10 protein-coding genes are annotated in these 22,068 nt (G+C 62.6%); 3 read left to right on the top strand and 7 right to left on the bottom strand.

The features are described from left to right. Positions 1 to 32: 32 nt before the first annotated feature. The 3 genes from PLJ71_19235 to PLJ71_19225 all read right to left on the bottom strand — a co-directional run bounded on the left by PLJ71_19235 (position 33) and on the right by PLJ71_19225 (position 5,894). A complete protein-coding gene (locus PLJ71_19235) occupies positions 33 to 956 on the bottom strand; it encodes an SPFH domain-containing protein (GenBank protein HQM50826.1) in 924 nt (307 codons plus the stop codon). Positions 957 to 1,354: 398 nt separating this feature from the next. Then, on the bottom strand, positions 1,355 to 3,166 hold the full coding sequence (locus PLJ71_19230) for an alpha-L-arabinofuranosidase C-terminal domain-containing protein (protein HQM50825.1): 1,812 nt from the start codon (positions 3,164 to 3,166) through the stop codon (positions 1,355 to 1,357). A gap of 280 nt (positions 3,167 to 3,446) precedes the next feature. Then, the gene (locus tag PLJ71_19225) at positions 3,447 to 5,894 is read right to left on the bottom strand and encodes a hypothetical protein (GenBank protein ID HQM50824.1); all 2,448 of its coding nucleotides are present in this window, start codon (positions 5,892 to 5,894) and stop codon (positions 3,447 to 3,449) included. 147 nt (positions 5,895 to 6,041) lie between these two features. Between PLJ71_19225 and PLJ71_19220 the strand changes: the two genes are divergently transcribed. Then, on the top strand, positions 6,042 to 6,500 hold the full coding sequence (locus PLJ71_19220) for a hypothetical protein (GenBank protein ID HQM50823.1): 459 nt from the start codon (positions 6,042 to 6,044) through the stop codon (positions 6,498 to 6,500). Between the two features lie 223 nt (positions 6,501 to 6,723). Here PLJ71_19220 and PLJ71_19215 read toward each other — a convergent pair whose 3' ends face one another. Then, complete coding sequence (locus PLJ71_19215; GenBank protein ID HQM50822.1) at positions 6,724 to 9,210, bottom strand: hypothetical protein; 2,487 nt, start codon at positions 9,208 to 9,210, stop codon at positions 6,724 to 6,726. 321 nt (positions 9,211 to 9,531) lie between these two features. Between PLJ71_19215 and PLJ71_19210 the strand changes: the two genes are divergently transcribed. Further along, entirely contained in the window at positions 9,532 to 11,436 is a 1,905-nt protein-coding gene (locus PLJ71_19210) for an SUMF1/EgtB/PvdO family nonheme iron enzyme (GenBank protein HQM50821.1), read from the top strand. Positions 11,437 to 11,488: 52 nt separating this feature from the next. Here the strand turns inward: PLJ71_19210 and PLJ71_19205 are convergent, their stop codons facing one another. From PLJ71_19205 to PLJ71_19195, 3 genes are all read right to left on the bottom strand, one after another. Beyond that, positions 11,489 to 16,015, bottom strand: coding sequence for a hypothetical protein (locus PLJ71_19205; protein ID HQM50820.1), 4,527 nt, complete (start codon positions 16,013 to 16,015; stop codon positions 11,489 to 11,491). Between the two features lie 300 nt (positions 16,016 to 16,315). Then, positions 16,316 to 17,578 (bottom strand): hypothetical protein, encoded by a 1,263-nt coding sequence (locus PLJ71_19200; GenBank protein HQM50819.1) that lies wholly within the window; start codon positions 17,576 to 17,578, stop codon positions 16,316 to 16,318. Between the two features lie 144 nt (positions 17,579 to 17,722). Continuing rightward, positions 17,723 to 18,718 carry a 3'(2'),5'-bisphosphate nucleotidase gene (locus tag PLJ71_19195; GenBank protein ID HQM50818.1) on the bottom strand — a complete coding sequence of 332 codons (996 nt, stop codon included), beginning with the start codon at positions 18,716 to 18,718 and terminating at the stop codon, positions 17,723 to 17,725. A gap of 202 nt (positions 18,719 to 18,920) precedes the next feature. On the opposite strand from PLJ71_19195, the gene PLJ71_19190 reads away from it, so the two are divergent. Further along, positions 18,921 to 21,761 carry an FAD-linked oxidase C-terminal domain-containing protein gene (locus PLJ71_19190; protein ID HQM50817.1) on the top strand — a complete coding sequence of 947 codons (2,841 nt, stop codon included), beginning with the start codon at positions 18,921 to 18,923 and terminating at the stop codon, positions 21,759 to 21,761. Positions 21,762 to 22,068: the final 307 nt, after the last annotated feature.

Raw genomic sequence — 22,068 nt, 5'->3', positions numbered from 1 at the left:
GCCGGTTCGCCCGCCGGGTTGCTCGGAAGGGGTCACCGTGGGGAGTCTGTCTTGTTGGATACCGACGTGACGATGCGCTCGACGACGTCCGTCAGTTCCACTGGAAACATGATAACGGTATTGGCAGGACCTGCTCCGAGGCCGTCAATAGTCTGAAGCGTGCGCAGCTTCATCGCGCCATGCGTCTGTTCCATGACCGCTGCTGCAGCGGCCAGGTTGGTGGCGGCAATCTTATCGCCTTCCGCCTTCGTGATCGTAGCCCGCTTTTCCCGTTCCGCGGATGCCTGCCGTGACATGATTCGCTTCAAGTCTTCCGGCATCTCGATGTCTTGCAGACGAATGGAATCAAGGTGCAATCCCCAATCCCGGATGTGTTGCTCGACCACTTCCGCAATTCGCCTCTGGATCTGGTCCCGTTCGGAAAGCAGCTCGTCGAGCGAGAGGCCGCCGACGACATCTCGCAGGGTCGCCTGCGCGTATTGGGCGATCGCGAAAGCGAAATCCTGAATTCGGATCACGGCCTTCTCCGGATCGGCCACGAGGAAATACAGAACCCCGTCAATTGCCGCCGGCACATTATCCTTGGTGATTACCTGCTGGCTTGGGATGTTGAGGGTCAGCAACCGCAAATCGACAAAGCGCACATTGTCAATGAACGGGATGATGTACATGATCCCCGGACCTCTGACCGAGCGGAATTTGCCCAGTCGCAGCACAACGCCCCGCTCCCATTGCGCCGCAATACGGATTCCAGAGATGACGATTGCCCAAAGCACGGCGAAGACGATCAGTATCGCCAGCCCAACAATTCTCTGCCTGTCAGGACCCCGCCCGAACGTCGAGAAAAGCGCCAGGCCAACCACCAGGACCGGGATAAGGAACAGAATCGCCCGCAACGCTCTTCCCAACGAAAGGTGCCCCCGCTGCGGCTCCGCATATAGCTTCTCTGTCTGCATTTTCCGTGTCTCCTTTTCTTGGGGACGTGTCAGACGTATGCGCCGTCACCCTTTGCCCGCAACGTTCCAGCTGATGCCGCGCCATATGCAGGGGCGAACCGCCATGGAGCGCGAAACGCCCACCAGCACGAATATGACTTCGAGCGGCTCCCCGCAACCCGCCTCAACTGGCGATGGGACGATCTTGCGCTTTTCTTGATAAGGTGTTTTTGCCGAAATGCCGTGCCTGACTTCGCGCCCCTGGAACTTCTTGCGCTCCGGTTCCAGAACCCCAAAATAGCACAGGCGCGCATGGATTGCACATCATCTCTTTCGCGGAAAACCGCTCTTCTTGGTCTTGAGTTTCCCTAACCCCGGGCGGTCCTGAGCTCTTTTCCTTTCGACGGACGAGCAGGGCTTCACGGGCTCATCGTCACCTCCAGCAAGGTAAGACTCAACGGTTCGAAGGCGAATTCGAAGGTTGTTCCGCGTGTTTCGAGAGGATACGCAGCCGGCTTGATACGTGCTGGAGCGTCGCGTGTGTTAATTACCTCCGCACAGAGCGCGTTTTGCTGGTCCTTCAAGACAGTGGCGGTGGCTGATTCCCCCGCGCCGGGAAGTTCGAAAAGCACAGGGTGCGGATCGGTTGACGTGTTGACGGCAAATATGCGCAAGGTCTTGTCGTCAGGACTCAACGTTGCGCTGAGATCCGGCTGCTGCTCGGTCCACGGCAGCGTTGACTCGCGCTCGAGCCGCAGCGGCTGCGAGCCTGCCGCGCGCTGATAGAGCTGCTGCGCGTAATAGGTCGGCGCGACGTAATACCATCCCGGCCCCGTTTGGATGATCCCCGACCCGAAACTGTCAACCAGATTGGACCGTACCGCGATCTCGCAGAGGTCGGCGTTCCGGTGCATAAGGTTGTGGTAGCGCGAGCACATCAGGGCGTTGGACAGCGTTTGCAGGGTGGCGCGGCCGAGACCCCAGTCGCCGGCGGTCGTGTTCCATTCGGTCACGGCGATGCGCACGTCACGGCCGCCGGCATCTCGCGCGATCAGGTCCCGCATGTGCTGAAAATCATTGGCCTTGCCAGCAAGGTCGCCGCAACCGTAGTGGTGCGGGCAGAGATAATCAATGTACCCGGCCCCTTTGGCCAACGTGTTCTCCGTAAAGAATGCGGACAAGACGTTGACGTTCGGGCAGACGGACTTCATCGCTTGTGCAAACGCAAGAACCGCGGCGTCGTAGTCCGCCCCGCCGACTTCGTTGCCGATTTGCCAATACTTGACGTTGTAGGGGCCGGGATGCCCGTTCTGCGCGCGTATACGGCCCCAACGCGTCTCGGCGGAGCCGTTGAAATACTCGACCTGCGCGGCGGCGTCCTCGGGCTTCTTTCCCGACCACCGCAAGCACAGCAAGGGCTCCGCGCCGATGTACTGGCAGAGTTGCACGAACTCTTCCATGCCGACGAAGTTTGGCTCGAGCCCGCCCCAGCATGTCGTGAAAGGCGCCCGCCTGTCCCACGGCCCGATGCAATCGGTCCATTCGTAGCCTTCCGTCGTGCTGCCGCCCCAGCGAATCACGCCTGGATTCAGGGCTTTCAGCGCATCAACGACGTCCTGGCGCCACAGGCCCAGCACGGCGCCTTCCTCGATCAGGTATGCGCGGTCCAGCCAGAGGGTGCCCGGCCCCTCGCATTCGATCGTGAGCGTGGCGTTTTCCACGGTTCGCGCGGCCTTGAGCACCAGCTCAGCGGGCGCCCATGACGCGCTGGCACGGCCCAGGTCCGCCGGTCCGGCCGCATATCCGCCGTTTCCGTGCAGCGACGCCCATACCCGCACGTTTCCCTCGCCGCGCATATGCAGGCGCAGCGCGTAATTGACGCCTTCCGCGATAAAGAATCCGTCCTGCGAAACACCGGCCCGGCACCGCTCCTGAGGAACACCAATTCTCTGACACTGCCTGCCGTTGAATGCGTTCTCGGCATCGAGAGCGAACTGGGCGGCGTGCACCGCGCCATCGGGATACCAAGGCCGGTACGGTTTATCCAGTTCCTGTTTGTAGGCAACCCTATAGGGGGGCTCTTCCTCGAAGCTGTCATTGGCAACCTGTTGCGCCAGCATTGACGGGATCAGGTTGCACAACGGTTCGATGAACTGGCCGCCTTGTTTGATGTCGATGGCCCGTTCAAACAGGCGCTCGCCGAGAATCCGCACCTTCTCCACACTGGCCACGGCCGGAGGCCTTGGGTGTTTGTCCCCCTCCGCAGTCTGTGCCGTCGCGGGCCATACGCCGAGTAACACGGCAAGCGCGACGAATGCTCGCCCCAATAGTGGTTTGGCACGGGACAATTGCACGTGGACTCGTTTCGGCTCAGCCAATTGCCGGCACCTAAGTTGAGTGAGCATGGCAGTCAACCTCCACCATACGGTACGCATTGCGGGACCGGATTTTCGCCTATTCTTGCCCCGAAAGAGCGCCTTACTCCAATCAGGTTGCATTCAGCCGGGTGCGTCAGGGGTGCGACATCGTATAGGCGCCTCCAGGTGCTGTCTCGAATGCGGCGATTCCGTCCTGCTCTTGGACTGCAACGGGGTTTCCGGCCGCATCCAGCACGGTCACGGTTTCCCAGGGCTTCCAGACACGGCACGGGCCGCCTTGCTCGCTGACGATGCGAGCCTCCTGCAACAGGCCCTCTTGCCACGTTGCCGACACGAGGAACGCGCCTTCCGCGCGCAATGTGGTGAAACTGGCGTCAAGATTTCGCGGCCACGCGGGGAAGAGCCGAATGGCGCCGTCCCAGCTTTGCAGCATCGTCTCCTGGAGCGGCGCGAGAGCTCCGAGCGACTCCGTCCATGCGCCGGCGTGGCCGTAATTGGCGATCGCCATCCCCCAACACAGGCCGTTGGGATGCCGCCAGCGTTCGACCATCTTGCGGAACATGGGAAAATCGCGGTCCGCAACGAAATCGCCCGCGCGCAAGCGTTGCATGACGGACCAGGGAAACTGTCCGAAATACCAACTGAAGAAACCATCTTCCTCCGCCGGCCACGGGGCGCCCTCTATCGTCTCCGGTTGCGGCCGGTAAGGCCGTCCCACACCAAATTCAGGCGGATTGGCTTCGTAGCAGACTTTTTCCATGCCGGACAGCACGGGCAGCGGCATGCCATCGTCGCCCGCGCAGTGCTCGAGCCGCTCGCGCCATTCCGCGCGCAGGTCCGCATCGGTGTCGAGGACTTCGCTCGCACTGACGGCAGCGCGGAGCGTGTACCTCAGATGGCGCATGACCTGCGGCCTGTCTGTATAATCCTTGGCGTTGCCTGAGAAGCCATCCTCGCCCTGGTTGCTCGGGAATGCGTGATACAAGCCGTCCTCGCCCTTCTTGAGGAAATCGGTGTAGAATAGCGCCGCATCCCGAATGACTGGATACCCGGTATTGCGCAGCCATTCCTTGTCCATGCTGTATTTGTAGCGCCACCAGTATTGATTGGCCACCCATCCCGTCATGTAGGCCATGCGTCCCATGGGAACGCAGCCCAGCGGGTCGGAGGCATGGAGAATGGGATACCCGCTGAGTTGAAAGAATACGCCGCGCGTGTGGTAGTAATCGCACGCGATGGTGCGGCCGATGGGAATCAGATAATCGATGGCCTTGAAGTAGGCATCGCCCAAATCGAAATGGTTGGCCGTATAGTCGCCCCAGAACGGTTCCTGCAGGTTGTAGTTCGTGTGATAATCGCCGTGCCAGTGGGAATAGTCCTGGACCGTGCTGGGCAGGAACAGTCCCGGGGGCGGCGTATCGGGCCGGTTGGTGCAGCGCCGGGCATGGAGCGTTTCATACCAGAGATTCTCGATAAGAGGGTCCGCCACGCGCACGGACGACTTGGCCCAGAATTCCGCGGCAGCATCGCGGTTCTCCGCGCGCCACAACTGCAATGTTTCCTCGAACTTCGCGCTGAGTTGGGCCGTCGCGCGCGCCATCGCGGCATCCGGCCCGTCCGGATCGCTATTGGTCGTAACGAGGACGGCCAGTTGTCCGGCGGCCGCGTCGTTGCGCGGCATCAGACGCAGCCGAGCCTCGCCGGTAGGCGTCATGTCAACCTGGTGCACGTCGCTCGCAGGCGAAACCGGCGCGAGCAGGTACTTGAAACCTTGTGGAAATGTCGGGTCGGGGGGGAAGGTCTGTTCGATGGCCGGCGCGCCGCCCGTTTGCGTGACCGAGGGAGGCGGCAGCGGCGTAACCTTGTCCCAGGCCATCGATTTGAACGCGCCGTGGCGGTACTCGGCTTCGAACCGGGCCCCAAAGGACCGGATGTCCGGGTCCGCCCATCGATAGAGCGAAAACCAGACTGGCGGCCCGCTGTTTCCGGTACGGCTCTGGGGCGTCCAGTTTGAGACTTCCCAGTTAACGACGAGAGCGTTCTGCGCGGGATGCACGAAACACCCGATAGTCAGCGTCACGCCGCTGCGCCATGTGCACCGGATCTCGAGCATGCCCTGTTCGATGAGAAGGCGCTGTTCGAGCTGCAGCCCCATTTGGTCCTGCGGCAGTTGCATCGCCAGTTCGCCCACGGGCTTAGGACAGGGATAGGGGCGTTTGTTGTAGCTGTCGGGGGCTCCCACACAGAGCTCCTTCATGCGTTGCGGGTTGTCTGTTCCCTTTGTCGCCTCGACGGGCCCGCCATAAGGGGGGCATTTCCACCCCTCGACTTCGATGCCGTGGGCAATCTCATTGATGTCGGCGGGCGTGGGGTCATCGCTGAAATCCAGCCGCCGGTCCCAGACGTCGTTCTTGCCGAACCGCCAGAGGATCCGGTCAGCGGCCTGATACACGCTCACGCTCAGGTCGCCGTTTCCCAGCAGCAGGCCGTCCTCGGGCGTCAAGAGGCGTTCCGGCACCGTGATGACGTGTTCAGACGAGGCGGCGAGGGCCACAAACAGAGAGAACAGGCACATGGACATGGCAATCCTCCCCTCAATGGTGGATTCATGCATTCTTGCGCGCCCGATTATATCCGAAAAGGAGGCACTGCTTGCGCGAAAACGCTCATCAACATATGATCATTGCCCGTAAGCACGTGGCGAGACAGTTCGTGCACAGGAGCGCCGATGGGCATCGTTCTCTTGAAGCTCGGGAAACCGTCGCCTCTTCTGGCGGACGAACGCGTGCTGTGGGAACAACGGCGGTTCCTGGCCGTTTCGAGCACTACGTGGCCGAGTTACCGAATCGGTTTCAATCTGCCGCCGCTGTGGCGAGTGTCCCTGGTAGTCACAAACCGCCGTTGCCTTGCTCTGACGGACCTTTTCCACTGCCTGACCCAGGAAATCGGCATGTGGTATCCCGGACAAAACCCCCAAGGCGACCTGGAAACCATCACGGGGGTATGTTGCGCCTCCGGACTGTTCGGACGGTGCCTCGAGATCCGGAGCAATAATCCGGCGAGGCGGCAGCGCTGGATCTGGTCGCCGGACCTTACCCTGCGGTTTTTCTTCAAAGGGGCCGGGCAGGTGGAATCGGTGGTCCAGGACGCCATGCGCCGTTCTTCGCCGGGAGCTTCCGCCGTGTGAGGCGCTCAAGAGGGGGAAGCCGTAAACCCGCGAGGATGTTTCGGGCCTTCAGCCCTACCTGCTTGTTTGATGCCGGTTACCTGGCCCTTCAGGCCAGGCTGGTATGTTTCGCGCCTTTGGCGCTGAAGAGGGGGAAACCGGAAGTCTGTAGGCACATGTTTCGCGCCGATGGCGCGGAAGAGGGGGAATCCGTAAGCCTGTAAGCGGCCCGTTCGTGACCCCGCTATTCTCTGCCATGGGCGGGCGACAGGGAAAGGGTATCTCCCGCCGTGGTCGGCACTTCGATTAGTCCGTCTGTTACGACGGTTTGGCCCGTGCCGGTGATGAGCCGCGCCCCGGCCTTCCACGGATTCAAGATGCGAAGCGGGCCTCCTGCCTCGCTGAGAACTCTCACCTGCTCGATTTCGCCGTTCGCGCAAGACGCACTGACCAGGAACGCGCCGGCGGCGCGCAGCGTCGCGAACGCGGCAGGCCGGTCAAGCGGCCAGTTCGGGAAGAGGCGGATCGTGCCATTGTAACTTTGCATGAGGCATTCGTTGAGCACCACGGGCAGGCCGAAGTTCTCAAACCAGATACCCATTGGCCGCATGAAATCGAACGGCGTCGTGTCGTCGTAGCGTCCGTGGACCTGCAGAACCATATCGGCGCAGGTTCCGTTCTCGAGCAGGCAGTAATTGATCTGCCGTTTGAACCGGTCGAGGTCCAAGAGGCCTAGCCGCGCCGCCTGGAGATTCAGAAACACCAGGTCGTTGCCGCCCTCGTTCTGATGGTTGCGAAACGAGTTCACGAGGACCGCAAACGTATCCTCCGGCGAATGCAGCCCGTGATCTTCACCAGGAAACACCGTCATCAGATTGTTCGGTACGTTGAACACCACTTCAGAATGTTCGCCGGGCACGGAGACGAACACCTTGCCCCGTTTCGATTCCGCCGTGGGATATTCGGGGAAATGAGCGAGGATATCGCTCACATCGCGGACCGTCTCGGCCTCATTCTTCTCTTCGCCCAGTACGGATACCGCTTCCAGGTAGGCGTTCATGATGAACTTGATTAACGTCAAATCCACGAGGCAGTCGTTGTTGTATTTGAAGCCGGGCTTCAACCCGTACAGTTCCGGCGGCACCGTGGGAAACACGTGATACTTGTCATCTCCCCACTGGGGCCCGTGCGCCTCAGGACGCTTCATATAGTCCACGAGGAACAACACCGCATCGCGAATCGGCACGAAGGCGCGCTGCCTCAGGAAGTCCTCGTCCTTGGTGTACAGGTAATGCCACCAGAGCCCTTGTACGCTCCAGGGAGTCTCGCAAATCTCCCAGCCCCATGTCGGCACGGGATACGGCGACATCGTCATCTCGACGGGGTACGCAGAATGCGGGAAGTAGGCGCCGCGCATGCCGTAGTACTCGTGCGCCCACTTTCGGCTCAGCGGCAACAGCCGCTCGACGAGTTCCACGTAGGGCAGGTTCTTCTCGAGCCGGTTGCTCGAGAACGGCAGCCAAAACGCCTGTTGCGCGTTGTAGTTCATGTGGTAATCGCCGTGCCACGCCGTACCGATACCGCGATAGCTCCAATTCGCGAACAGCCCCGGACAGTTGACGCCCGGTTTCGCTGCGCAGTTGAAGAAATAGTGGTTCCAGTACCACACGCGCTCCAGGAACGCATCGTCGAGCGCCACGCCGGACCGGTTCCAGTAGTCCCGCCACACTTCTTGAGCGCGGTTCGCCGCTGAGGCGAACAGCTCGTCCGCAGGCCGCGGAACGTCGCCCGGCGCGGCATCAATGTCCGAAGCCAAACCTTCATCGAGCTGCACGGAAGCCCAAAACGGTTCACGCGAAACGAGGGAGCGCTCCAATTGGCTCATCCGGCGCGGGCGCCCCTCCCAATCGATGCGTTCCGTCGCCTCGAGCTTTCCATTTACCCGCACGGACAACCGAAATGCCCGGTCCTTGGGACTCGTCTCGCCGGGCTTGCCGTTGACGGGCTCATTGAAGGGCAACACCTGTCGAAACGACAGCAGGCCGCCGTTCTCATTTTCGCTTGCCTGGGGGCCGGGTATGTCCTTCGGCGCGTCCGGGTCCGGGATGAGCTTCACCCGCTCGAAACAATTGGGCAAGGGCTTGTTTTCGGCATCAACGAGGCGGAGCCAGAGGCGGTCGCTGTCCATGTCCGCGAATATCTGAAGCTGGGCGGGCTTCCGTTCGAGCAGGAGATTGACGGCGCACAATCCCGTCGCGATATCCAGGCGGTAGCCCAGCAGTTCGACCTCGCGCCGGTCGAAACCCAACAACAACGAGCCACACGGAAACGGCCTGGGATAGGGTTTTTCGTAATTCGCATGGGTCATCCGCATGTATTCCCGGTACCAGGGGTCCGACTCCAGACTGGGCGCGTCGGCCGGGATCGCCTTGACCTTTTCGAAGACCTCCGCGAAGGTGCTGATCTTGTCCTTGTTGTCTTCGGCGATGCGGATGTCCCACACGTTGTTGTGGCCGAAATGTATGACGACGGCGTCGGGCCGGGTTGTCGCGACGGCCCCCAGGCCGCCATTGCCCAGTAACGCCCCTTCGAAGAAGTCGGGGCCGGGCCGCTCCCTCACAATGGGATGCAATCCCGCCCGCTGGAATGGGTCGACGCTGTGTTCAGGCGTTGCCTCCGCCACGGTGGTTGCGCCCGCCGCCAGCATTGCCATGATGAGGATATTGGTCATAGCCGCCTCCTAATCGTACGGTTAGATTCACGGCGCTCGAACTGTTCTTGCTTTTTCCCGGCACGCTGCGATTGTGCGGCACATGAGCCTACACTGCCGTATTCGACTCGTGTCCAGCGGGCGGCGCATCCGTAAGATTATCACAAGGGGTCTGGTCGTTGTTTCGCCGGCAACCATCCGTATGCCCAGCTTGTTTGGCGCGCATCAGGATGGGGTTGAACGGAAGGGGCCGTGCAGGCGAGGCCGGGCGGCTTTCCTCCACGCCGCGGGATAATGTACGCTTGCCCGAGAGGCTGAACGTCATTCCGCGGAGAACATGCTATGAAGAAGAGCGCGTGGCTGTCCCCTATCCCGGCGTTTGTTGTTTGCGTCTTTCTGGCGGGCGGGTGCGCCCACATGGCAGGAACCGCCTCACCGGAAACGGTGATGCTTCCCGGCAACGTACCTCTGGAAATGGTGTGGATCCCGCCAGGAACCTTCATGATGGGCCAGTACGCGAACGAACAGGACGCGTACCCCAACAAGGAGACTCCGCAACACCGGGTCACGTTGTCTCACGGTCTTTGGATGGGAAAGTACGAGGTCACGAAGGAACAGTGGCAAGCCGTCATGGGCACCGCGCCGTGGTCGGGCAGAGAATACGTGACCGGCGAGCCGAAGACTCCTGCGGTTTGCGTCACGTGGGACGACGCGCAGTCGTTTGCCGCGAAGGTGAGCAGCCTGTCGGGGCGAACATTCCGGTTGCCGACGGAAGCGGAGTGGGAGTGGGCATGCCGGGCGGGCACGGCGACACGGTTTTACTGGGGCGATGATCCGGCCTATGACGACATCGATCGCCAGGCCTGGTGGCGGGGGACCGCAATGATTACGGAGGACCAGCATGCCCGGCCCGTAGGCTTGAAACCTCCGAATCCGTGGGGCCTCTACGACATGAGCGGAAACGCCTCGGAATGGTGCCACGACTGGCATTCGTACTACGGGGACGAGCCGGCGATTGACCCGGCAGGGCCCGCGCTGGCCGACCACCGCGTAATTCGGGGCGGGAGTTGGCTCACGATCGGCGGCCACTGCCGGTCCGCCCGCCGCAACCACGACATTCCGTCCGCCTCGCTGGTAGATACGGGTTTCCGGGTCGTGGCCGGCCCTCCCATAGAAGCGCGGCGGGGCGCGCCTGAATTCACCGACGTGTTTGCCAGCGGGATGGATGGGGTAAACACGTACCGGATTCCGGCGATGCTCCTTGCGCCCGACGGTTCGGTGCTGGCTTTCTGCGAAGCCCGCAAGGAATCCATCGCCGACGCCAGCCCGACGGATATGGTGCTGCGGCGGAGCGTTGATGGGGGCCGGACGTGGCTGCCCATGCAGGTTCTGGTGCACGGCGAGGGGAACGAGGCGCTGATGAATCCCTGCGCCGTCGTCGACCGTCCTGCCAACACCATCATTCTCTGGTGCATCAGCGCGCACAAGGTCAGGCCGGACCATCACCGGCATCTGCTGCTCACCAGTACGGACAACGGACAGACCTGGTCCGGACCCTTCGATGCGGGGCAACTCGCCACCACCTATGACGACCGTTTTGTGCCGGGCCCGGGCGCAGGCATTCAGACGAAGACCGGCCGCCTTGTCATCCCCGGCTACGTGGGTGAAACCCGGGAAGAAGTCGAGGAGGAATACTTTTCCTGCGTGGTCTACAGCGACGACCATGGAAAGCACTGGACGTTCGGCGCGAGAGTGCCCGAATACTCGGACGAGAGCCAGGTGGTCGAACTGACGGACGGGACATTGATGCTCAACGTGCGCGGGAATATGGGGAAGGGTTGCCGGGGTGTCGCCCTGAGCAACAACGAAGGCCAGACGTGGTCGAGGTTCTACTGGGACCAGGCCTTGAACGAATGTCCGTGCCAGGCAAGCATCATCCGCTGCAGCGCGCCCGGGAACAGCGGCAAAGACCTGCTGTTGTTTGCGAATCCGGACAACAGGGGTGAAACATACGGCGCCGTCGAGCGGACGAGGATGACGGTCCGGCTGAGCTACGACGAGGGAAAGACCTGGCCCGTGAAACGACTGATCCACGGCGGGCCGTCGTCCTATTCCACGATGGTGCGGCTTCCGGATGGCGATATTGGACTCTTGTTCGAGGGGGGCGAGAAACACCGGCGCGAGTGGGTCCGTTTCGTGCGGTTCTCGCTCGATTGGCTTACGAGTGGAACCCGTCCTCAACCTTAGCCCGGGGTACGCGAACGCCTACGAGCCGCCCGCGGGACGGGCCGTTCAAGCCCTAGGGATTCACCTTCACGCGAACGCTCTGTGCTCCGACGGACAGCGTGTGGGCGCCGGGCTCGGAGAAAGCGGTTTCAAACACGATTTCGTCTGTGCTGTCGCCTCTAGCCCACGCCCATTTGGCGCCGACGGGCCGTCCGTCGGCCAGCAACGCCACCCGGCTGCCATCAAGGAACGTGTGACTGATACGGGCTGTTACCGTCACCGGCTCCTGCGCCTTGAACTCCGTCTTGGAAGCTTTCAAATCGGCGCAGTCGTATTTCGTCTGGACGTTCCATCCGCCCACTTCCAATCGCGGGTCCCGGCCCGCGGCGTCCCTGGAGACGAATCGGCCCGCGATCTCGCGCGATTCCCCGGGCAACAGGCTGAAGTAGTTGTCGTCCCAGAGCACCGGCAGGATTTCCTGGCCGCGAGGGCCGTCCACCAGTGAGAGTTGGACGAAGAACGCGAGCTGCGACGACGGGTTGCCAATCTTGACGCGGGCAATCGTTTCGACCGCCCCGGTCTCGACCTCACATGCCGCGTCAAGCCCGGTCATGGGTAACGATTGCAGTGACTTGTAGTCTTCGGCGCCTTGCGCCAACAGCCAGTAAAAGTTGTCGGAAACCGGCTGGCCCTGTACGTCGTTCAATTCGAGTTTGACGAAGTACACCGGCGACGCCCCGGGCGGCTCGGGAACCACAAACAACTCCCGATAGCCGTCGGCCGGCGCGTCTAACTCGGTTGCCTTTTCCCAGAGCACTTGGGCGTTAGCGTCAAGTACCCTCGCACGCATCTTGAGCCCCTCGCGCGGCGCCGCTTCCTTGTTGATGACGCTTACCGTTCGGTCTGGCTGGTTCAACTGCACGTGCAGGGGTTCGCAAGCACGCTTCGTGTAGAAGTAACTGACCATCGGCTTCAGGTACCAATCGACGAGCTGCCATTCCACGCTGGGCCAGCAAGCATTGATCTTCCATTGGGTGAACCCGCTCGTGATGTCCCACAGGCGATGCTGGACCGCCTCAAACATCGCCCGGTGCTGATCCGCGGTGAGCAGGTGGGCTTTCCAGGCGTAGTCGGCCGCGCTTTCCGCGTCGCCGTGCAGGCGGCGCAATGCTTCGTCGTAGGGCTTGAAGTAACCGCAGGCGTCATGATGCGCCCAAACGGCGTCCGGCGCGAACCGGTCGGACGGCGCCATCAAATCGGGAAGGAACCGGGCGAGTGACGACATCGGCGGCACCGACGGCGAGCCGCTTTCCATCATGAACATCCAGTTACCCGCTTCGCGGACCCAGTTGAAGTACTCGGCCGGCTCGACCCAACCGTACGATTTCGGCGCGTAGTCGTTCATGCCCACCGGCGTATCCGGTTTGATCCACCCGGGCGTGCTTGTCTTTCGTATGTTTGCCAGGGCCGTCCCGGATACGTGTTTGGCGTTCAGCTCCGGATTCACGCGGTAGTCGGGAAACGAGCCGGAGGGGATAAACGGCCGGGTGCCGTCGTGGTCAACAACATCTCTTCGCCACCGAGCGTAGACGTCTTCCCGCGTCTCGCCTTCGTTCATGGCCATGTGCAGCAGCAGGCTGGGATGGTTTCGGTACCGTTTGATGATGTCCACCGTGCCGCGCGCAATCAACTCCGCGTCCGGCGGCTGCGGCATCCAGGGCACCAGCCAGTAGCAACCGTAGTAACAGTTGCCCAACAACAACCCGTACCGGTCGCAGAGGTCCATGAACTCATCGGGCGGGTTCGGGATGTCTTCGAAATAGACCAGGTTCAGGTTGGCTTCGGTGAAATAGCGGATCTCGGTCTCGAAGCGGGCGGCGTCCCAGTCGAACAGGATTTCCGGCTGCAGGTAGCCGCCGCGACAAAGAATTCTACGCCCATTGATGAGGAAACGCCGCCCGAAGTACCCGTCGCGCTCGTGCATTTCACTCGCGATCTGCCGCACGCCGAACCGGACCGTCCGCTCGTCCGAAACGGTCCCACCGGTCTCGAAGGTGAGTTCCAGGTCATACAGCGGCTGGTCGCCGTAGCCGTTGGGCCACCAGAGGCGCGGGTTGTGCATCACGGGGGTGGGCGCTATGGCGACGCTCTTCGTTTCCCCTGGCTTCAGGTCGACGGTCTGCTCGGACGCGACGTCCGTCCCCGCGATCCGGCCGCGCAACACGCCCTGCACGGGAGTATCCGTTGCATTGACCAGTTCGGTGGAGACTCGGAGCGTGGCGCGGCTCGTTTCCGGCAATGGCAGTTCGGTAACCACGAACGGATGACAGATGGACACTGGCCCCGTCCAATCCACCCAAACGTCTTGAAGTATGCCCATGTTGCGGTCGGGCACCGTCGGCATGCAGTCGTAACCTATCGACATGACGACGGTGGCGTCCTGCATGATCTCCTTTTGGTAGTTTCGGCATGGGCCGAACGGCTCGAGTTGCGCTTCCGGCGTGCCGGGATGGTCCACGGGAAGGATCTTGACGGCCAGCACGTTGGCCCCTTCCCCGGCGTACGTCGTGACATCGAAAACGAATCGTTCGAAGCAGCCGACCATCGTGTCACCATCGGCCACCCGATTCCCGTTCAGCCACGCCTCAGCCCGGTAGTTGATGCAATCGAGGTGCAGCCAGATGCGGCGATCGGCGGGCAGACGCGGCAGCGTAAACTCTTTGCGGAACCAGTAGGGGTCGCGCCACGGGTTCCGCCCGTCGGGCAAGTGGGTGAATCTGGCCAGGTCGTGCGCACCGTTGAACTCATCCGATGAATCGGGTATCTGGCAGCTGTTCAGCCCGGTTCGGGGGTCCGGATATATGCCGTTCTTCACGAGCACGCTAAGAACAGTGGACGGCGCCGAGGTGTTGTGCCACTGTCGGGGCGTGTAGCTGGCGGTCGAAATCTGCGAGCCGTCCTCGGGAACAAGCACCGACGATTGCATCTGCCAGCCGTGCCGCAATAACCGGCGTTGCCCAGCCACGACAAGCGGCTCAACCACGGCGCGGGCGCAGAGAACCAGCGGGGAATCGCTCAAGGGCAGATTTTCGAACGTCGCCGTGCCGCCCGCGTCGCGAGGGGGAGGAACCTGGTAGACCCTGCCGTCCAAGAGGTCTACAAGGATGGCGTCCTCGAGCCGCTGGGCCTCGATACCGAGCGTGATCTTGCCCAACGAGAGTTCGGTCTGCATCGGCACGGCCAGCCAGTAAACCACCATCGGCGAGCCGGTCGCCTTTTCGCGGAGGGTGAATATGCTGACGCTATCCGCAGCCGTCTGGCCGAACGAGCCGCCGTCCACAACCTGGACAGTAACCGGGGCCGGGCTGGCTTCGAATCGGTCATCAATCAGACCGGCGAGGTTTCGATAAGCATGGGCGGCTGGTTTGGGGGTCCACGATTCGGCGGCGTACAGTCCCTTGCGGTTCACGCCCATTTTGCCCTTATCGGGCCCGCCCTCGAGCAAGCAGGGATAGTCGTTCAGCACGAAGTAGATCGAGGCTTGCGCGCCGAGCATGGCGTCGGAGAGCAGCCGCCTGAGCACCCATTTCGCGTGTTTCGTTTCGTCCCAAGGCCCGCCATACCCCCAGCCTCCCGTGTAGGCGCTGGAGGGAAATCCGCATTCGCTCTGCCAGAACACGGGGGATTTCCCATGCTCGCTGAGAAGCTTTTGAACGCTCGCGATCGACTTGTTCTGCTGCTCCGGCAATTCGCCATAAGGATGCACGGACCAATGGTCGAAGCTGTCCGCCCCGTCGCTGGCCAGAAACCCCTGCGCAAAATCCAACGGAACCATGGCGGTCGAGCCGGCGAGAATGACGGCCTCCGGGTCAACGCGCCGGATCACGGCGGCGGCTTCCGCAACGAGCCGCCCGTACTCCTGCACCGTGGTTTCCCTCATCCAGAAACCGCTGTAGTTCGGCTCATTCCAGATCTCCCAGACCTTCACGCGGTCGTGGTAGCGGTCGACCAATGCTTCGAGAAACCTGCGCCAGGCGTCGCGGACCCCGGGGTCGTCGAGCAGTTTGGCGGCATCGGCCAGCGGCCGCCCGTTCGGGTCCGGCTCGAACAGCATGTAGAGCCGGTTCCCGCCGTAGACCTGGATCACGGGCGCGATCCTGCGCGCGGCCATGCCGGCGACGGCGTCATCGAAACAGTGGGCCGAGCTGTTCCAGTCGTACTTGCCCTTCTCGGTCTCGATACGGTCCCAGTCGGGACAGAGCAAGACCCATTTGGCGCCGAGCCAGGCCAGTTGGTCGAGCTGCTTTTCGACCGGCAGTTCGTGTTTGTCGGCAATCCAGTGGCACGAGACGCCCCACCGGGAGCCGTCGATCTGTTCAGAGCGGCGGGGTTGGAGCTTGCCGATGCACTCGAGCCCGCTTTGATGCGCCGGGCCCGCGACAGGCCCGTTCACCGCATGTTCCGGCTGCTGACCGTACGCGCTACCGGGCAATATGTTCGCGGCCAGGGTGAGCCAAACCAGTTGACCCAACGAGAGTGCGAGCCGGCGGCCCGCTCGCCGAATCAGCGGCTTGACGGTAACCGAGATGATGCGTTTCATAGGGCCCTATCCTCCCTCCTGCGAATGAACTGTTTTGCCGTATTCCCATCGCAGTGTTGCTCGCTGTAACAAGCCCTGTTCGACAGAGGCGCGAGGTCTAAGGACAGATCCTGGTGCTCGCGGTCATTCAAATCACTCCAACCACCATATGCCTGTTCCTCCTGTCGAATAGGAGATTGCCCTTGCGCAATACCGCCCATCGCTGCCAGCCCTTGACCAGGGTCAAGCGCGCAACCCGTCATCCAAGAGCCATCGGCTGCATCGGCCGTCATCACCGGGTATGCCTATGGTATAAGGGGTCTACGTATCGGATTCTCCATTGTTGACCAGCCAGAATTGAATGCCGGGGCAGTTTTGGAAGTCCCAGTTGAAACCTCCGGCCATCGAATCGGGCAGGGCTTTGCCCAAGTACGCCAGCGACAGTGTTCGAAACCACGTAGGAAACATGCCGCTGCCGTTGCTGCTGGATGAGAGCAAAGGATGACCGTAGGTAAACGTGGCGCCGCGGATGAACGAGAAACCGCCGTCTTCGTTGTGGTTCGACAACACGTGGGGTAAGGCCCGCTGCAGCGCCTGTTGGATTTCCTGTTTGCGGTAGTCAGCGAGAAAGGTCATGCGGGCCAGCGGGTCGATCGAGTCGATGTCCTCGCAGGCGCTGCTGCGCGGACCATGAACACCCCAGCCGAAACCGCCGGCGGGGTTCTCTGTTCGAAGCACGTGGTCGACGGCCCGCTCGGGATACGGAAGCGCTTTGCGGTCGTAGAAGAACAGCAGCCAGAAGTGGTAGGCCCCCTGGACGCCGCGTGAAAGCCCCTTGTTGTCGCTGGTGTCGAAGCTGCCCCAGAGGCCCGTCTCTGCCTTCACCTGATGGTGGGAGAGCCATTCGAGCATCGTGCGGACGGCATCAGCGGCGCGCGGCTCTTGCTGGAAATCGCGGGCGTATTGAAGCAGGGTGCCCACGTTGAGCACCTCGTTGCCCACCGTATCAGCATTTTGCTGCCATTCGCGGGCCTCAAGCCACGCCGTCATATGGTGCTCGTCGAAAAACGGTTCCAGCCAGCGGAACGGCTTCTGCGCCACGGTTCCCAGACACGTCAACGCGGCAACGACGTGACAACTCAGGTGGCGGCGTCCACACCACTCTGGATCGCCTTTGTACCAGCCTTCGCCGGCAATTCGCGGGTCGGCAAACAGCCCGTCCTCTTCCTGATGCGATTGGAGGTATTCCACCCACTCCCGGCGTTCGGCGTCCGTCAACGAACCAAGGTCGCGGTAGAGGCCCCGTGTCATTGCGGCGTAAGTGGAACTATAGAGCGTGGGCTCGGGCATCTCAGCCGCGTAGCGGTACCGCCCGTAGGGCTGGCCCTCGAACCGCATGTTCTCGATGTAGCGAAGAGTCCTGGCCCGGACGTCTCGGAGCGCGCCGGTATCGGTGGCGCTGACTGCACGAGGGCCGCGGCTGGCGCCGAGTAACGCCAGCACGCATGCGGCCGCGTCTCGCAGGAAAATTCGCCTCCCCGAGCAGAGCCGCGGGGCGTTCCGTTTGTCATTCGCGTATTTCATGGCAATCTCCGAAGCGGTCATCCCGTCCGAACGCCAGAAATCAAACGAAGAACGGGACATAGGAGGCGCATATTTCCCATACGCCCGATGCTTGTCATACGTCCCACGGGTCTCGTTCGCTTCGGCCGGCACTCCCGCGCATGGCTACCCTGCGCAAACCTCCCGCAACGTCTCCAGCACAACCTCATGCACGTGGCCGTTCGACGCGCACACGCCGCGGTTGTTGGCGAGGGTGCGCCCCGCCGAGAAATCGAGCTTCTTCCCGTCGAGGTCCGTGATCCGTCCCCCGGCCTCTTCGGTGATCAATGCGCCGGCCGCCTGGTCCCAGATGCGTTCCCGGTAGTCGGGCTGTTTCTGGGTGAGCAGGCGCAGCAGCAATTCGGCATGGCCCGACGCCAACACCGCATACTTCGCCTGGCTGTCCATGCGTACGGGCGCTGCCGTGACGCCAACCGCCGCAGCCATGCGCTCGATGCGGCCCACGTTGGTGTGGCCTGTTTCAAACGAGCGCAGGATGCGCATCCGCGCCGTGTCCGCGGTTTCGGAAACGCGTAAGGGCTGCAACTCTCCCCCGTTATCGAGGGGCTGCCACCACGCCCCCTGGCCGCGCGCGGCGATCATGAGCGTTCCGCTGCCCCCGACATCCGGACGATGCGCCTCGCTCAGGTTGGGGCACCCGATCGCGCCGATCGCCACCTCGCCCCCTTCGAGCAACGCCATTCCGACCGCATACTGATCTCCGCGGAGAAATCCCTTCGTGCCATCTATGGGGTCGAGGGTCCAGAACCGCTCGCACGGCGCCGCGTTGCCGTGATCTATCCACGCGCACACAGTCTGCGGCGTGGCATTGGGGAAATGTCGCCCTACGTACTCGGCTACGCGGCGGCACGTCATGTCCGCTTCGGGCACGCGCAACTGGGTGGAATCCTCCTCGGCTACCAGGACTGCCTCCCGGAAGGCCGTCTCGAGCAGGCGCCCGATGAGCCCCTGCACCGCGAAATCGGCCACCGTGACGGGCGACCGGTCGTCCTTGGTCAAGGCCGGCTCAACCATTTCGCGCTCGACTTCGCGCGCCAACAACGCGCCGGACCGGACGGCCTCCATGGCAAACTGGATTTCTGGATTCGAAATGTCGATCATAGGGCAAGTTGTCCCTTCGTTTGTGTTCGCGGTTCGCGATAATACCACGCGCGGTTCCATGAACGCATGAAACAACGGGAACCCGCCTTTTGTTGTTTTCGCGGAAGCGCGCTTCCGAAGCGATTCCATCCGGGCGAGGGGGCGGACATGGCGGCGCAACTGTGCCCAAACCCCAGTTGCATAAACGATGTAGAGCAATCATATGATCACGAAGGCACAATCCGGAACCCTGAATTCCGCCGGGTGTGAGATTCGCACCGACGACTTGACGCGCATACTGTACGCGACCGATGCGTCTATTTATCAGATGCGCCCCGACGCCGTCGCGTTCCCGAAATCAGCCCAGGAAGCCGTTTCCGCAATCCAAGCGGCCGCCGAAGCCGGCGTGCCGGTCACGCCGCGCGGCGCGGGCACGGGGCTTGCCGGCGGCGCGGTGGGCGATGGGCTCATCGTGGATTTCGCCCGCCACAACCGCCGGATCTGGGACCTCGACCTCGAGAAGTGCACGGTCCGCGTGCAGGCCGGGGTGGTTCTCGATCAACTCAACGCGCTTCTCAAGCCCGCGGGTTACTGCTTCGGGCCGGACGTTGCCACAAGCCCCCGGGCCACCCTCGGCGGCATGATCGCCAACAATTCCTCGGGCGCCCGGGCGCCGGTTCACGGCACAACCGCCGAACACGTCGTTTCCCTCGAGGTGGTGCTTGCCGACGGCCGCGTCGCGACCATCGGCGCGGAGCATCCCGCATTGGCCGCCGAAAACGCGCGGGTCCGGGAGCTCGTCGAATACCACGCGGCCGAGATCGAACACTGGTTTCCCGACATTCTAGTCAAACGCTGGCCGGGCTACGGCCTTGACCGGTACCTGCGCGCTCCCGGCGATCTGTGCAAGATCGTCTCGGGCAGTGAAGGCACGCTCGCGGGCATCTTCTCCGCCGAGCTGCGGATTGTGCCCCTGCCGCCGGACATCACCGGCCTTGTTATCTTCTTCTTCGATTCCGTCGCGGAAGCCATGCAGGCCACGGTGGAATTCGCCGACCTCGACCCGTCCGCCATCGAGCACGCTGACCGTGTTCTCTTCGACCAAACCAGAGGCCAGCTCGCGTTCAAGTCGGCCCGCGGCCTCATGCGCCTCGACGAAGAGCCCTGCGAGGCGTTTTTGATCGTCGAGTTCCAGCGCGATGCCCCGGACCGCATCGCCGAAGCATCCCGCCGAAACGTCGGCAAACGCAGCTTGATCGTCACCGACCCCGCCCAAATGGAGATGGTCTGGAACATGCGCAAGGCCGGCCTGTCCCTGCTCACCGGACGCAAAGGGCCCGCCAAACCCGTTCCGGGCATCGAAGACGTCGCGGTCGAACCCAAACGCTTGCCCGCTTACGTGGACGAACTGCGAACGCTCATGGAGGAGCTGGGCCTGTTCGGTTCGTTCTACGGCCACGCCGCGTCGGGACTTCTTCACGTGCGGCCGGTGCTCGATTTGCGCAAGGCGGGCGACATCGCGAAATACCGCAAACTCGCGGAAGGGGCCTCCCGCCTCGCGCGGCGGTTCAACGCGTCGTTCGCCGGCGAACACGGCGTCGGCATCGCGCGCACCGAATTCATGAGGGAGCAGGTAGGACCCGAACTGCTCGCGGTCATGGGCGAGATCAAGGAGCTCTTCGACCCACAGCGCATCCTCAATCCGGGCAAGATCATCGCCGGTGAGCACGGGTTCCGCATCGACACGAATCTGCGCATGGGCGATGGGTACGAGCTCACGCTGCCCTTTCCCGCCGTACTTGCGTTCGCCGACAAAGACGGGTCGTTCGCCGGAAATCTCGAACAGTGCAACGGGTGCGGCGGGTGCCGCAAAGACGCCCCGACCATGTGCCCGACCTACATCGCCGCCGGCGAAGAAATCATGTCGACTCGGGGCCGCGCCAACACCATACGCGCGGTGCTCGAACACCGTTTCGGCGACGCGGACCCGCTGGTGTGCGCGGAATTGGAGGAAGCCCTCGGCAACTGCCTCTCCTGCAAGGCGTGCAAGAAGGAATGTCCGTCGAACGTCGACATGGCCCTTTTGAAGGCCGAACTGCTCCATGCGCGGCACCAGCGGACCGGCGTTGGGCTTCGGGGCCGCATGGTGAGCTCCGTCGAGACCATGAACATCCTGGGCTGTCTTGTTCCCCGTATCGCCAACGCCATGCTCGAGTGGAAATGGCTCCGCAGACTTATGGACAAGACCCTGGGATTCGCCGCGGAACGGCCCCTGCCGAAATTCGCGCTCCAGCGCTTCGACAGGTGGTTCGCGAACCACGAGCGTGCCGCAACGCCTCCGGCCACGCGGGGCCGCGTCGTCTTGTGGGACGACACGTTCGTCCGTTACAACGAGCCTCATATCGGTATTGCAGCGGTAACGGTGCTCGAAGCCGCCGGTTTCGAGGTCGTGCTGCCCAAAGGGCGGAAAGATTGCGGCCGCCCCGCCTTCAGCGTGGGGCGTCTCGACATGGCCAAGCGCCTGGGCACGCACAACGCCGCGCTCCTGCGCGAGCGGTATCCCGATGACCCCGTCGTGTTCCTCGAACCATCGTCGTTCGCCATGTTCAAACAGGATTACCGTGAGCTGGGCGTTCCTCACGCCAGCGAGGTGGCCCCGCGCTGCTACCTCTTCGAGGAGTTCCTCTTCACTGTGCTCGAAGAGGCCCCGGAAGCCCTTTCCTGGCGCGGCGAACTCGGTGCGGTGGTCATCCACGCCCACTGTCACGCAAAGGCCCTCACCGATCCGGCCGTTCAACAGAAACTCGCCAGCAAGATCCCCGGCGCGCACGTGAACCTCCTTGATTCGGGGTGCTGCGGCATGGCCGGCCAGTTCGGCGCGTTGAGCGAGAAGTACAAACTTTCGCTCGAGGTGGCCGCGCCGCTGGTGCGGATGATCAACGAACGGCCCAAGGGCGCCTACGTCGTGGCGTCCGGCACCAGTTGCCGCCAGCAGATTGCGCACCTCACCGACGCCCGGCCCCTTCACATGGCCGAGCTCGTCGCCCTGGCGCTCAAGAAGTAACCGGCACGGGGTCCGTTACACAGCCTTTTGGGGGCCGTTGAACACGGTGGGCGAAACCTGCGCGGGCGGGCGGGCGCGCCCGTCGGATTCGCGCCGCGGGTGTGGTTGCGGCAACGGCCGCGCGAGGCCGCTTCAGTCCTTGGGGTCCTCAGGCCGCGTTTCCGGCTTGCTTCTGACCCAAATCGGGTAACACGAAGATTGGGGAAACTCACACAGAGGCACAAAGGACGCGGAGGAAATGGCGCCTGCGGTGAAGCGGAATCTATTCGACGTCTCCGTTTATGATGCGGGGAACGCCGTCCCTTAT

This window comes from Candidatus Hydrogenedentota bacterium (genome assembly GCA_035416745.1).
Classification (GTDB): domain Bacteria; phylum Hydrogenedentota; class Hydrogenedentia; order Hydrogenedentales; family SLHB01; genus UBA2224.
The sequence above is the reverse complement of the archived record's forward strand: the minus strand, read 5'-3'. Positions and strand labels throughout refer to the sequence as shown.

What these genes read in the sequence shown, in the direction of transcription:
- PLJ71_19235 (HQM50826.1), bottom strand. Translation starts at nt 956, where the DNA reads ATGCAGACAGAGAAGCTATATGCGGAGCCGCAGCGGGGGCACCTTTCG.
- PLJ71_19225 (HQM50824.1), bottom strand. Translation starts at nt 5,894, where the DNA reads ATGTCCATGTGCCTGTTCTCTCTGTTTGTGGCCCTCGCCGCCTCGTCT.
- PLJ71_19220 (HQM50823.1), top strand. Translation starts at nt 6,042, where the DNA reads ATGGGCATCGTTCTCTTGAAGCTCGGGAAACCGTCGCCTCTTCTGGCG.
- PLJ71_19215 (HQM50822.1), bottom strand. Translation starts at nt 9,210, where the DNA reads ATGACCAATATCCTCATCATGGCAATGCTGGCGGCGGGCGCAACCACC.
- PLJ71_19210 (HQM50821.1), top strand. Translation starts at nt 9,532, where the DNA reads ATGAAGAAGAGCGCGTGGCTGTCCCCTATCCCGGCGTTTGTTGTTTGC.
- PLJ71_19205 (HQM50820.1), bottom strand. Translation starts at nt 16,015, where the DNA reads ATGAAACGCATCATCTCGGTTACCGTCAAGCCGCTGATTCGGCGAGCG.
- PLJ71_19200 (HQM50819.1), bottom strand. Translation starts at nt 17,578, where the DNA reads ATGAAATACGCGAATGACAAACGGAACGCCCCGCGGCTCTGCTCGGGG.
- PLJ71_19195 (HQM50818.1), bottom strand. Translation starts at nt 18,718, where the DNA reads ATGATCGACATTTCGAATCCAGAAATCCAGTTTGCCATGGAGGCCGTC.
- PLJ71_19190 (HQM50817.1), top strand. Translation starts at nt 18,921, where the DNA reads ATGATCACGAAGGCACAATCCGGAACCCTGAATTCCGCCGGGTGTGAG.